The sequence below is a fragment of the Oleiagrimonas citrea genome (assembly GCF_012395255.1).
In the GTDB taxonomy this organism is placed as follows: domain Bacteria; phylum Pseudomonadota; class Gammaproteobacteria; order Xanthomonadales; family Rhodanobacteraceae; genus Oleiagrimonas; species Oleiagrimonas citrea.
Genome location: NZ_JAAZQD010000002.1, coordinates 614,486 through 627,672 on the forward strand (window position 1 = coordinate 614,486; position 13,187 = coordinate 627,672).

The 13,187-nt window shown below is 65.8% G+C and carries 8 protein-coding genes; 2 read left to right on the plus strand and 6 right to left on the minus strand.

The annotated features are described in order from the left end of the window. Positions 1 to 62: 62 nt before the first annotated feature. From HF690_RS06800 to HF690_RS06825, 6 genes are all read right to left on the minus strand, one after another. Positions 63 to 2,012, minus strand: a complete 1,950-nt coding sequence (locus tag HF690_RS06800; RefSeq protein ID WP_168608910.1) for a M61 family metallopeptidase — start codon at positions 2,010 to 2,012, stop codon at positions 63 to 65. A 70-nt stretch (positions 2,013 to 2,082) separates the two neighbouring features. After that, positions 2,083 to 4,026, minus strand: coding sequence for a M61 family metallopeptidase (locus HF690_RS06805; RefSeq protein ID WP_168608911.1), 1,944 nt, complete (start codon positions 4,024 to 4,026; stop codon positions 2,083 to 2,085). Positions 4,027 to 4,276: 250 nt separating this feature from the next. Continuing rightward, positions 4,277 to 5,827 carry an amino acid permease gene (locus HF690_RS06810; RefSeq protein WP_168608912.1) on the minus strand — a complete coding sequence of 517 codons (1,551 nt, stop codon included), beginning with the start codon at positions 5,825 to 5,827 and terminating at the stop codon, positions 4,277 to 4,279. 375 nt (positions 5,828 to 6,202) lie between these two features. Continuing rightward, positions 6,203 to 7,456, minus strand: a complete 1,254-nt coding sequence (locus tag HF690_RS06815; RefSeq protein ID WP_168608913.1) for a sterol desaturase family protein — start codon at positions 7,454 to 7,456, stop codon at positions 6,203 to 6,205. Position 7,457: 1 nt separating this feature from the next. Then, positions 7,458 to 8,153, minus strand: a complete 696-nt coding sequence (locus HF690_RS06820) for a lysoplasmalogenase (protein WP_168608914.1) — start codon at positions 8,151 to 8,153, stop codon at positions 7,458 to 7,460. Between the two features lie 7 nt (positions 8,154 to 8,160). Next, the gene (locus HF690_RS06825; protein WP_168608915.1) at positions 8,161 to 10,614 is read right to left on the minus strand and encodes a TonB-dependent receptor; all 2,454 of its coding nucleotides are present in this window, start codon (positions 10,612 to 10,614) and stop codon (positions 8,161 to 8,163) included. 237 nt (positions 10,615 to 10,851) lie between these two features. Between HF690_RS06825 and HF690_RS06830 the strand changes: the two genes are divergently transcribed. Together HF690_RS06830 and HF690_RS06835 are read left to right on the plus strand one after the other, a co-directional pair. Continuing rightward, entirely contained in the window at positions 10,852 to 12,840 is a 1,989-nt protein-coding gene (locus tag HF690_RS06830) for a bifunctional 2',3'-cyclic-nucleotide 2'-phosphodiesterase/3'-nucleotidase (protein WP_168608916.1), read from the plus strand. Positions 12,841 to 12,975: 135 nt separating this feature from the next. Next, positions 12,976 to 13,119, plus strand: coding sequence for a hypothetical protein (locus HF690_RS06835; RefSeq protein WP_168608917.1), 144 nt, complete (start codon positions 12,976 to 12,978; stop codon positions 13,117 to 13,119). Positions 13,120 to 13,187: the final 68 nt, after the last annotated feature.

The following is a 13,187-nucleotide window of genomic DNA, read 5'->3' on the forward strand; positions in this document are numbered from 1 at the left end:
AGACCCTCGCCGGTAACGGCGAGGGTCTTCGTCCATGCGCAAAGGCGTGCGACGCAATCGCTTTACTTGACCGCCTTCAGTGTGCGCTTGAGTGGTGTCAGCACCTGAGACAGGTAGTCCGGACGACCCTTGATGCGCTCCAGGCTCGGGTACTGCAGGCCGCCGTGATAGTTGATTTCGACGGTCTTGTACTCGTTGAAGTTCTTCACCAGGAGCTTGATCGGCGCCTTGCTGTCGACCGCCTGCTTGACGGCGTTCTTCAGTCCTTCAGTGCTGAAGTCCTTGCCGTCGACCGCGACGATGGTCATGGCCGGCGACAGGCCCGCCTTGAACGCCGGGCTGTCCCACAACACGTCGCGCATCTCGCCCTTGTTGTTGACGGCGATGCCCAGCGAGTAGGTCAGGTCAGCCATGTGGTAATGGCTTTCCAGTGCCTTCACCGCAGCGCTTTCCTCGTGGGTGTAGACGAGCTTCCAGCCCTCGGCCTCGAAGGCCTTGGACAGGTTCACGTGACCGGTCAGACGCTTGTTGAGGAAGGACTTCCAGTCGTACGGCGCGACCTTGTTCAGCGCGCTGACGATGTCGTCGAAGGTGTAGGTATTGATGTCCCATGCACCCGGGTCGACGCCGAAGAAGTCCCGCGCGAAGTTGTTGAGGTTGCGCTTGTTGCGGGTCAGATCGCGGATCTTCGCGTCCACCGCCATCCAGATCAGCTGACCGCCGGAGTAGTAGTCCTCGCTCATCTGGTAGCTGCGGTACGGCAGCGGCGCGCGCTGCGCGATGGTCGGATCGTTGGTGGTGTCGAGAATGTTGCGCCACTTCATGCCCGGCCGCCCGCGATCGTAACGCCCGCCGACGAAGGCCAGCATCTGCATGGCCTGCTTCTTGTCCCACAGACCCGAGCGCGCGGCCATCACGTAGCCGCTGTACTGGGTGAAGCCCTCGTAGACCCACAGACCATGATCGCGCTTGGGCACGTTGAAGTTCGGCGTCCACAGACGTGCCGGACGACGGTACTTGCCGTCCCACGAATGGTTGAACTCGTGCGCCAGCAGATCACGGCGCGCCCAGCTCTGCTTCCACTCGGTGAAATAGTTGGTCGAAGTGCCGTTCTCGCTGGAACGGTGGTGCTCCAGGCCGATACCGCTCATCTTCTTGCTCAGCGCGAGCAGGAAGTCGTAGTGGTTGAAGTGGAAGCTGCCGTACTGGCGCTTCATCTGCACCACCAGATTACGGTGCTTCTGGATGGCTTCCTTGCTCGCGTCCAGATCCTTCGGCTGGTCGGCGAACACGTTCAGGTGCACCGGCACCTTGCCGCCCGGGTTCAGATCGAAGCGCTTGTAGTACTTGCCGGCGAACATCGGCGAATCGACCAGGTTCTCGAAGTCGATCGGCTTGAACTCGATCTTGTTGCCCGACTGGCTGGCGGTTTCCAGCGCGGTGGCGAACTTGAAGCCCTCGGGCAGCGTGACGCCGGCCTGCACGGTGATGTCGCGGTTGAAGTAACCGGCCGGGTACAGCGCCACCGTGTTCCACTGCAGGTTCAGCATCTCCGGCGTCATCACCACGCGGCCCTGGCTGCGGTTCTGCGGCGACAGGTACTTGAACTGCACGTCCAGCGAGGACACGCCCTGCGGCACGTCGACGTGGAACGCGTAGACGTTGGCCGGGTCACGGGTCCACTCCAGCACCTTGCCGTTGGCCTTGATGACCAGACCGGCGAACTTGTCGATGGGGCCAGTCGGCGAGTGGTTGCCGGGAATCCAGGCCGGGTACAGCAGCGTGAACGGGCCGGAGCTGACCGGAATCGTCTCGCTGACATTGAAGATGCGGTGCGCCAGGTCGGTCGCGTCCACGTGCAGCTGGATCGTGCCCGGATAGGCGATGTCGCGCGGTGCCGGAATGGTGAATTCGTTCGGCGTCGGCTGCGGGCCGGCGCTGGCGTGCGCGGGCAGACCGGTCAGACCGACGGTGGCCGCCAGCACGGCGGCGGCGATGAAACGGATTTTCACGAGAGAGCCTCCTGTGAATCGTCGTGGGTCGCCCGCGCCGGATGCATGGCGCGGGCGGCGGGGAAAGGGGTTACTTGCGCGCCTTCAGGATCTTGTCGAGCCGATCCGGCGTGCCCTTGATGCGCTGCAGATGCGCGTAGCGCAGGCCGCCGTGGTAATCGATGGCGATCGTGCGGTACTGGTCGATGTTCTTGACCAGCAGCTTGATCGGCGCCTTGTCGGACTTGGCGGCGGTCACGGCGTGCTTGAGGGCATCGGTGTCGAAATCCTTGCCGTCGACGGCGACCACGGTCATGCCCGGCACCAGTCCTGCCTTGTAGGCCGGCCCGTTCCACTGCACATCGTAGACATGGCCGCTGCTGGAGACCGAGAAGCCGGCCGAATACGCCAGGTTCACGCCATGGCTGACCGCGGCCGTGGCCTTCTCCAGCCCCGACGGCTGGTCGGTGTAGACCAGCTTCCAGCCACCACGGGCAAGACCCGTCTCGGGCAGCTGATCGCCGGTGTAGTCCAGGCGCTTGCGCAGGAAGGTGTTCCAATCGTACGGCTGCACCTTGTTCAGCGTGTCGAGGACATCCTGATAGGTGTAGGTGCGCGTCACGTAGCTGCCGTTGTCCATGCCGTAGAACAGATGCGCGAAGTTGTCCAGCGACTTGCGACCGTGGCTGAGCTCGCGGATCTTGGTGTCCACATCCAGCCACAGCAGCTGACCTTCCGGATAGAAGTCGGTGCGACGACGCCAGTTGCTCCAGCCGCTGGCGCCGGCGTAGGTCAGCGGCGCGGCATCGGCCGTGTCCTGCAGCGAGCGCCACGTGCGACCGGTACGGTGCGCCATCGCCGCTGCGATGCCGGCGATCGAGTCGTGGTACTGCTGCGTCGTCCACAGACCCGAACGCGTGGTCAGCACACCGGCCCAGTAGTCGGTCAGCCCCTCGTACACCCACAGCAGGTCGTCACGCTTGACCATGTTGAAGTTCGGCGTCCACAGATCGTACGGACGACGGAACTTGCCGTTCCACGAATGCACCCACTCGTGCGGCATCAGGGTCGCCACACGCAGGTACATCGCTTTGCTGGTCAGGTAGTTGCTGGGCAGCCGGTCGTCGCTGGACTGGTGATGCTCCAGCCCGAAATGATCGACATGGTCGGACAGCGTCAGCAGGAAGTTGTAGTGGTCGTAGTGATGGCTGCCGAACAACGCCAGGATCTGCGTGACCAGATTGCGGTGATCGTCGATCTGCTTCTTGCTGATCTTCACACTGTCGGCCGTGTCGCCGACGATGTTCAGGTGCACCGGCACCTTCGCGCCCGGCGCCAGGTCCACGCGGGTGAAATACTTGCCGGCGATCAGCGGCGAATCGACGAAGTTGTTGAAGCTGACCGGCTTGAACGCCACCTCGTTGCCGGACCGATGGTCCACCCGCAGCGCACTGGCGAACTTCCAGCCCGTCGGCAGCTCCACAGTGGGCTGGATCATCACCTGCCGCGAATAGTAGCCGGCCGGGTAGAACGCCACCTGGTTGAATTCGATGTCTGCCAGCTCGTTGCTGGTCGAAGGACCCGCGCCGAACAGGCCGCCGTCGCCCGGCGACAGGAACTGGAAGCTGAGATCCAGCGCCTTCGCGCCCTCGGGCACCTTCAGATGCAGGGTGTACATGTCGGCCAGATCACGGCGCCAGTGCAGCTGCTTGCCATTGGCCTTGATGATGAGACCGGCGATGTTGTTGATCGGACCGGTGGGTGCATGCTCGCCCGGAATCCACTTCGGGTAGTACAGGGTGAAGTCCCCGGCCTTCGCGACCGGGATCGTCTCACGCACGTCGAAGATGCGCTCCGGCGCGCGGGTCATGTCCACGTGCACGCGCAGCGTGCCGCCCGGGTAGGGATGATCGCTGGGATGCTTGTGGTGCAACGGTGCAGCAACGGGCGACTCGGCACGAAGGGCCGGCGCCGCGAGCAGCGCGGCCGAAACGGCCAGCGCGGCAAGAAGCGGACGGAACGATACGGATGACATACGGACTCCAGGAAGACAGCCATGCAGACGCGTGAACCGCGCTGCCGGACGGAAACTGCGAAACGTGCCCTCGCGCGACGTGCGCAGGCGATGGGCGATTCCACCATCCTAGATCACACACGCGGCCGGCCCCGCATGCCAAAGGTCATGCAGCCGGCGAATCCGGAGGCCCGAAAACGGCGGACCCAAACGAAAACGCCCGCTGCCGCACGAAGCGACAGCGGGCGCGAAACACGCAGTTTCCCGGGACTTACTTGCCCTGGTTCTGCTCTTCGACCTTGCTGTGACGCATGCCGTAGGCCAGGTAGATCACCAGGCCGATCGCCATCCAGATCACGAAACGCCAGATCGTGACGATGTCCAGACCGCCGATCGGGTGGTACTCGCCGTTTTCGAACCACGGCCAGCCGATGATCAGGAACAGCGAGAAAATGATGCCCAACGGCGCCAGCAGCCACAGTGCCGGCGTGCGGAAGCGGCGCTCCAGCTCCGGCCTGCGGATACGCAGGATCAGCACCGAGGCGCAGATCAGGATGAACGCCGACAACGTGCCGATGTTGACCAGCTCGGCCAGCTCGCGGATCGGCAGGAAGCCGGCCGCCAGCGCGGTGAAGACGCCCAGCACCATGGTCGGACGATACGGCGTGCCGTACTTCGGATGGCTCTTGGCGAACCAGCCCGGCAGCAGACCGTCACGCGACAGCGCGAACCAGATGCGCGCTGCGCCCAGCATGAAGGCGAACACCACGCTGGCGATGCCGCAGACCGCGGCGATGTCGATGATGGCGCTGATCCAGTGCAGGTCACGCGCCGCGAACACCGCACTCACCGGCGCCTGGCTGGCCAGGATCATCTCGCTGCAGTGGCCGGCGGCTTGGCTCGGATCGACGCAGCCGTTGTACGGCACCATGCCGGTCAGCACCAGCGAGATGGCCAGATACATCAGCATCGAGATGCCCAGCGAGGCGACCACCGCCAGCGGCAGATCGCGTTGCGGATTCTTGGCTTCCTCGGCGGCCGTGGTCAGGGTGTCATAGCCGAATACCGCGAAGAACACGATGCTGGCCGCCGCCAGCACGCCGTTCCAGCCGTAGCGGGAACCGCCGCTGGCCGCCGCGTCATGCACTTCCGGCGGAATGAACGGAGTCCAGTTCGAGGTGTGCACGTAGAAGGCGCCGGCGACGATGACGATGGCCACGCCGATCACCTTCATGGTCACCACAATGGTGTTCAGGCGCGCGCCGATCTCGGTGCGCATGATCTGGATCCAGGCCATGCCCAGCGCCACGGCCACGGCGATGATGTTCACCACCCTGCCGCTGTCCGGATGCGCCGGATCGTAGGCACCCTGCAGCCAGATCGGCAGATGCAGACCGGTCAGGTCGGCGATCAGTGACTGGAAGTAGTTCGACGTACCCGCCGCGACCACGCCCACGATCAGCGCGTACTCGACCAGCAGGTCCCAGCCGATGATCCAGGCGGGCAACTCGCCCAGCACGGCGTAGCCGTAGGTGTAGGCACTGCCCGTGACCGGAATCATGCCGGCGAATTCGGCGTAGGACAGCGCCGCGCAGGCGCTGCCGATGCCAGCCACCAGGAAGCTGATGACCACGGCCGGACCGGCATTGAGCGCGGCCTCGTGCGGCGCCAGCACGAACACACCCACGCCGACGATGGCGCCGATGCCGATGGCGGTCAGCTGCCACACGCCCATGGTGCGGCGGAAATCGGTGCTGGCACCGGCGTCGGATTGCAACTGTTCGACAGATTTGCGTCGGATCAGTTTGGACCAGAATCCCATGCATTACCCCTTGGAGTGAGATGGATGTGGATACGGAATGTGATGTAGCGGGCCTTCGGCCTCACGCCACGCGGAACCACGGTGCCTTGTCGCGCCCTCGGCGCATTCCCCAGTGCGCAAATGTGCCCTCGCCGTGCCCGACACTGCGCGTCGCGGCACCGCTACATGACTCGGACCGAGCCGGCACCGCACTCGATCCGAAGAGGGTTGCACACCCATTGTTCACGCAACGCGACCCAACATGTCTTTCAGGCCGCTTTTGTTGCACAACAGTGCACAAACATACCAGAAAGAAATTCCGCTTGCTGAGCGGAAGAACCAGAAACCAGTCGTCTAACGTCCAGAAAAACCGCCGAAAAAGCTGCGAACGGCCGTCTACACCGCCGATAGGGACGAGGTGCTTCGGCCACGATGCACCCACCAGAGCAAGCAGACGCTGACCCCGGCCAAAACCAGCACGCCGCCGCGCGCCCAAGCGGGCAGCGACGCACCGAACCAGCTGGCCGATATCAACGCCAGCACCGCACTGCCCACCAGCCGCGCGCCTTCCAGACCACGCGCCCAGGCGCGCCCTTCCAGCACCCCGCCCAGCAACATCAACGACAACGCCATGTAGGCAAAATATGCCAGCAGCGTCGGTGTGCTCAGCTGCGCCTGCGTCATCAGGAACTGCAGCGCCATGCCCAGCAACAACAGGAATTGCAGCGCACCGTAGACCTTCAACGCCGCGGACATCGGTGGATCGTAGATCGGCCGTCCCAGCGCGAACGCCGGCTTCGGATACCGCGCCGCGACATCGGCCGGTCGCCAGCCCGGCCGGCGCAGCCAGACCTGCAGCCGGTCGCGCCAACGGCGCGCATGCACGGCATCGAGCCACGTCGCCCAGTACACCTCGGCGTTGGCCCACAGCGGATTCCAGCTGCGCAGCGGTGAACGCGTGCCGTACTGCGGCGGATCGTCGGCCCGCTCCGGCTGGAAAGTGCCGAACAGACGGTCCCACAGAATCAGGATGCCGCCGTAATTACGGTCCACGTAGCGGTCGTTGACGGCGTGATGCACGCGATGATTCGACGGCGAGGCGAACACGTAGTCGAACCAGCCCAGCCGGCCGATCTCCTCGGTGTGAATCCAGTACTGGTACAGCAGATCGATCAGCGCCACCACGGCGAACACTTCCAACGGCACGCCCAGTACCGCCAACGGCAGATAGAACAGCCAACCGAACAGCGCACCGCTGCTGGTCTGACGCAGCGCGGTGCTGAGGTTGTAGCACTCGCTCTGATGATGCACCACGTGCGCGGCCCACAGCACGTTGACCTCATGCCCCATACGGTGCAGCCAGTAGTAGCAGAAGTCGTAGCCCAGCAATGCGCCAGCCCACACCCACACGCTGTCGGCAGGCAGCTCGAACAGCGCCAGGCGCGTCGCGCACCAGGCGTAGATACCGATGGTCAGCGTCTTGGTGAACACGCCGGTCAGCTGCGAGAGGATGCCCAGCCCGATGCTGTTGATGGCATCGTTGAGGCGATAGCGTTTGTGTCCGCGCCAGGCGGCCACGGCCACTTCGACCGCCATCAGCAGGAAGAAGCCGGGAATCGCATACAGCATGATGACGGCGGCGGTATTCATGTCAGCCCTCCACGCCGCGCATGTCCGCCGACGCAACGGACGGCAGACGCACCGAATGCGCGATGCAGGCGATAGCGGCGTAGTAGGTGCCGAGAATCCACAACGACGCCAGCGGCAACGGGGCGTGAAAGCGATCCCATGCCAACAGTGTATCGCTGAGCAGGAACAGCGCCGCACCAGCGGCGGCGAAGCGCGCACCGCGAGCCTTCGCACCCTGCCCACGCCAGCGCCACGCCCGCCCGATCGCCTGCCCCGCCATGACGCCGATCACGGCGACGTAGGCCGACACCGGCGCGCGCAGCGTCGAAGGCAGATCCGGCCACAACGCGGCGACGACCGTCGCGCCGAGCGCCAGACAGAGCAGCGTCGCCGGCCACCATGCCGGCCGCCGCACGCCCTGCGCGAAGGCGACCAGGAACGTCAGATGCGCGATCAGGAAACAACCCAATCCGGGCAGGAAAGCGTTCCAGGGCGGCAGCAGGCAGATGTCGCCAAGCAGACACCACGCCAACCCGACGACGATCGCTGTGCGGTAGCACGACGACAGCGCCGTCGACACCGACCACGCGCCGACCAGGATCAGCAACGTGGCCAGCGGCTTGGCGGCCTGGTACAGCCACAGGCCGCGCTCGCCCAGCAGTGCGCCGACGATCGCCGCGACGACCGCCGGTACGATCAGCCATCGTCCTCGCGCCATCACCGGCTCAGAAGCGGCCGGACAGGCTGATGCCGTACGTCCGCGGCGCACCCGGAATGTACGTCGGCAGCCCGAACGTCGCGCCGGTGTTGCCGGCGTCGAGCAGATATTTCTCTCCGGTCAGGTTGCGACCCCATACGCCCACGTCCCAGGCACCGTGATCGAAGGTCATGCCCAGACGCAGGTTCAGCAGACCGTAGGCCTTCTGGTAGTAATCGGGATTGTTGTCGTCCTCGAAGTAGACCGCCGACTTCCAGTTGTAGCTCGGACGCACGTATAACCCGCGACCGCCGTCCATCGGGATGTCCCACAGCAGGGCCAGCGAGGCCGAGTTGTCCGGCGTCAGGCGCAACCGGTTGCCGGCCCACTGCTGCGGGTTGCCGTTCTTGTCGGTGTTGGCGAAGCGCGCGTGGATGTAGTTGTAGTTGAACAGCAGGCTGGCGTGGTCGCTGAGCTTGCCCTGCAGCGACATCTCCAGACCGTGCGCGTTGGCGCGGCCGGCGTTGCGCACGATGTAGCGCGCGTCCTGGTAGATGGTGCTCTGGAAGTCGCTGTAGCGGTAGCGGTACACGGCCACGTCGTACAGGAAACGGCCGTTGGCCGCATCGCCCTTCACGCCGGCCTCGGCGCTGAGCAGGATCTCCGGCGGCAACGTCTCGCTGCCGTCGGCGCTGACCTGGATCACGTTCGGCTTGCGCCCGCGCGCGACGCTGGCGTAGGCGTTGACGTGATCGCCGATCCGCCACGCGCCGACCAGACGCCCGACCACGCTGGTGAACGTGCCCTGCCCGGTCACCTTGCCGTCGGTGGGCGCGAACAGGTCGTTCGGCGTCACCGGCATGAAGCCGTTGTTGAGACCGAGAAAACCCAGCGTGCCCGGCACCGGCGTGTTGTAGACCTGATAGCCGGAACGGATGCGCTCACGCGAGACGCGCACGCCGGCGGTCAGATCGAAGCGGTCGGTGACGTGCCAGGTGCCGTCGGCGAACGCGTCCAGCGCGCGTGTGTTGCTGCTGTCGGCATAGCCCTCGCTCATATCGGTATTGAACGGCACCGGCATGCTGTACAGCAGCGAAGCCACCGGGTTGATCGACGGATACGCCGCCAGCTGCTGGTTCAGCAACTGCTGCACGTAGGGCACCGGCAGGTCCGTCGGCTGCCCCAGCAGCGCGCCCGGCACGTAGCCGGACGGGAAGAAGCGCGACAGGCCGTTGACGATGACATACGGGAAGAACTGGCTCTCGTCGAAGTGGATAGTGACGTGTTCCAGCGCGTCGTCCTGGAAGTAGCTCAGGCCGCCGAACGCTGTCAGCGCCCCGCCGGCGTCGTAGTTGAAGCGGAATTCCTGGCTGAACTGGTGCGAGCGCACATGCGTGTTGATCTCGACCAGATTGAACGGCGAACCGTCGGCGTCCAGCTTCTCGGCCGAATCCACGTGGCGGTAGCCGGTAATGCTGGTCAGGCGCCAATCGTCGTTGAGGCGGAAGTCGCCGAGCATGGTCAGGCCACCGAGCCGGCGGTCGATGCCCAGCTGCTTGCCGCGGTTGAGATCGGCCGGACCCCACACGTCGGTCGAACCGTAGCGGTTCGGGATCAGGCGGCTGTGGAAATCGGTGCCGGGCGGCGTATCGCGCTGGACGTTGCCGATCAGCGTGATGCTGCTGTCGTCGCCCACCTTGAACAGCAGACTCGGCCGCACCGCGATGGTGTTCTGACCGTTCAACCGGCCACCGCTGAGGTTCTCGTAATAGCCTTCGTGCGAGGCGCTGTAGACCGCCAGGCGACCGTAGACCCGGTCGCTCAGCGGCACATTGGCGAAGCCGCTGAACCGCATCGCCTGGTAGTTGCCGATGCTCAGATCGTAACCGGCCCGGGTCGCGTCGACCGGCTTGTTCTCGATCAGCGAGATCGCGCCGCTCTCCGCGCCGCGGCCGAACAGCGTGCCCTGCGGACCGCGCAGCACCTCGATGCGCTGCATGTCGAACATCGCCACGTTGGAGCCCTGCAGGCGGCTGATGTCGACGCCGTCCTGGAAGATCGACACGCGCGAGGTCTGCGTCGCGGCGGTGTCGTCCGAGGTCAGGCCGCGGATCTGGTAGCCGGGCGTGTTCGGACTCTGCAGCTCGGCGTTGAAGCCGGGCACGTAGTCGCTGAGATCCTGCGCGTTCTGGATGTTCATGTCCTTGAGGAACGTGCCCGAGTACGCCGACATCGCGATCGGCACGTCGGTGACCTGCTGCTCGCGCTTCTGCGCGGTGACGGTGATGCTGTGCAGATTCACCGCCTGCGGCGTCTCCGAGGCAGACGCGGCCGAAGCCGGGCCATTGTTCGTGGTCTGCGGCGCCGGCGCGTGGCCCGCCAAGGCCGCGCCCGTCGGCAGCAACAGCGCCAGTCCCACCGCCATCGTCAGCGCACGACGCGCCATCCGTGACGCCCGCGCGCCGGAATGCGAATGCCTCATCGAATGTCCTCCCCAAGATGGAAACGCGCCGCCGACGGATCGTGGTCGCCGACGTCGGATCGCGATGCGCTCCCCCCGGAACGCGCCACGCATGGATCATAACCAAAGCGCATACGCGGTGAAACGATCGTTTGTTCCGCGCCGAGCGCTCACGGGCGGTCGCCTTCCGCGTCGTGACTTGCGAGCGAAACATTCCGATGCTGTGATGGGCCGTCTTCCATCGACTTGCGCCCCATCATGTCCCTGCGCCGCATCACCCTCTCCTGGCTGAGCCTGCTGACCGGCCTGTGCCTCGCCACCGCCGCGTTCGCCGCCACCGTGCCCGCCGGCACCACCGCGCGCGTGACGCTGCTGGAAACCACCGACCTGCACAGCCACATCCTGAGCTACGACTATTACAAGCTGACGGCGGACCCGCACGTCGGTCTGGAGCGCACCGCGACGCTGATCCGCCGCGCCCGCGCGAAGTATCCGAACACGCTGCTGTTCGACGATGGCGACACCATCCAGGGCTCGGTGCTGGCCGATTACCAGGCGCTGGCGCATCCGCTGCCGTGCGACCGTGAACTGGCGATCTACCGCGCCATGGACACGCTCGGCTACGCCGCCGGCACCATCGGCAACCACGAGTTCAACTACGGCCTGCCGTTCCTGGCCCAGGTCACCGACCAGCGCATGCACGTGGCCGGCGTGAAGAACCGCCGCTGCGCCGGCCCGCACTTCCCGCTGGTGCTGTCCAACGTGTTCAGCACCGAAAACGGCCAGCCGATCTACCGCCCCTGGCGCGTGATCGAGAAGACCGTCACCGCCACCACACCCGACGGCAAGACCATTCGCGTACCGCTGCGCATCGGCGTGCTGGGCTTCGCGCCGCCGCCGATCATGCAGTGGGACAAGCGTCATCTGAAAGGCAAGGTCACGGTGATGGGCGTGGTCGATGCCGCGCGCAAGTACCTGCCGCAGCTGCAAGCACAGCATCCCGACCTGATCGTCGCCCTGGTCCACGGCGGCCTCGACGACAGTCCGTACACGCCGAAGATGGAGAACGCCGGCTGGTACCTGGCCAAGGACGTGCCGGCCATCGACGCCCTGCTGCTCGGCCATCAGCACCAAGCCTTCCCCGGCCCGCACTTCAAGGGCATGCCCGGCGTCGACGCCGAACGCGGCACCGTGCATGGCATGCCGGCGGTGATGGGCGGTTTCTTCGGCAAGGACCTCGGCGTGATCCACCTGAAGCTGGTGCGCAAGGACGGCCGCTGGGTGTCCGACCGCGCCGCCGCACGCAGCCAGGTGCTGCCGATCTGCACCGGCAAGACCGACTGCGTCCCCGCCGACTCGCACATCGCGCCGCGCGTGGCCGCAGTGCAGAAGGCCACCGTGGCCTACGTCAACACGCCCATCGGCCACACTGACTTCCGCATGACCAGCGTGTTCGCCGACCTCGGCAACGTCAGCGCGCTGAGCATCGTCAACGCCGCGCAGCGCGATTACGTGAAGCACTGGATCGCCGAGAACCGCCCGGACCTGAAAGGCGTGCCCGTGCTGTCCGCCGCCGCCGCCTTCCGCACCGGCTTCGGCGGTCCGGACGACTACACCGACGTGCCGCCGGGCGCGCTGACCCTGCGCAGCGCGGCCGATCTGTACTACTACCCGAACACCCTGGCCGCGGTGCGCGTCGACGGCGCCGGCCTGAAGGCCTGGCTGGAACACTCCGCCCAGCGCTTCCGGCGCATCGACCCGAGCCAGAGCGCACCGCAGGCACTCATCAACCCGAACTACACCGGCTACAACTTCGACCAGATTCAGGGCGGCGTACACTACCGGATCGACGTCAGCCAGCCGGTCGGCCAGCGTATCCGCGACCTGACCTTCAACGGCAAGCCGGTGCGCGCCGACCAGACCTTCATCGTCGCCACCAACAACTACCGCGCCAGCGGCGGCGGTCATTTCCCCGGCCTGGACGGCCACGCCACCGTGCTCGACGCACCTGACGCCAACCGCGAAATCCTGGTGCAGTGGATTCGCGCCCATCCGCACGTCACCCGCGCCGACTTCGGCCCGCGCCCGTGGCAGTTCGCGCCGCTGAAGACGAAGGGCCCGGTGACGATCATCGCTCCGACCGACGCGCTGAACGTCACCCGCGGCGACCACGTCGGCGCCGTGCGCAAACTGCACGACGACGGCAACGGCCTGGCCACCTACGCCATCGACCTCGACCCGCATTGATCGCCATACCGCGCCGCCCGCATGCGGCGGCGCGGCCTCGGTGCCGCCGCCATCGGCGCAAAAACCGGCGACGGCATCCCGCTTATGCCATTTGCTTCATTGACCGGCATACGCGCGCAGGATTAGGTTCGAGTCATGCACATTGACGCGCGCCCGCATCGATTCCTCGATCCTTCGGCTTCCGGCCGAAGCGCGGCGGCGGCGCGCACCACGACCACGACCATTACGACCACCGGTACCGGTACCACCGGCCCGGGGCAGGTGTTCGTGCGCGACTGATTCCATCACGCAAACGGCCCGCCCCGCACCGGACGGGGCCGTGACGCGACCCCCGACGATGCAGGACA

Coding starts and splice junctions, on each gene's coding strand:
- HF690_RS06805 (WP_168608911.1), bottom strand. CDS start 4,026: ATGTCATCCGTATCGTTCCGTCCGCTTCTTGCCGCGCTGGCCGTTTCG.
- HF690_RS06810 (WP_168608912.1), bottom strand. CDS start 5,827: ATGGGATTCTGGTCCAAACTGATCCGACGCAAATCTGTCGAACAGTTG.
- HF690_RS06815 (WP_168608913.1), bottom strand. CDS start 7,456: ATGAATACCGCCGCCGTCATCATGCTGTATGCGATTCCCGGCTTCTTC.
- HF690_RS06820 (WP_168608914.1), bottom strand. CDS start 8,153: ATGGCGCGAGGACGATGGCTGATCGTACCGGCGGTCGTCGCGGCGATC.
- HF690_RS06825 (WP_168608915.1), bottom strand. CDS start 10,614: ATGAGGCATTCGCATTCCGGCGCGCGGGCGTCACGGATGGCGCGTCGT.
- HF690_RS06830 (WP_168608916.1), top strand. CDS start 10,852: ATGTCCCTGCGCCGCATCACCCTCTCCTGGCTGAGCCTGCTGACCGGC.
- HF690_RS06835 (WP_168608917.1), top strand. CDS start 12,976: ATGCACATTGACGCGCGCCCGCATCGATTCCTCGATCCTTCGGCTTCC.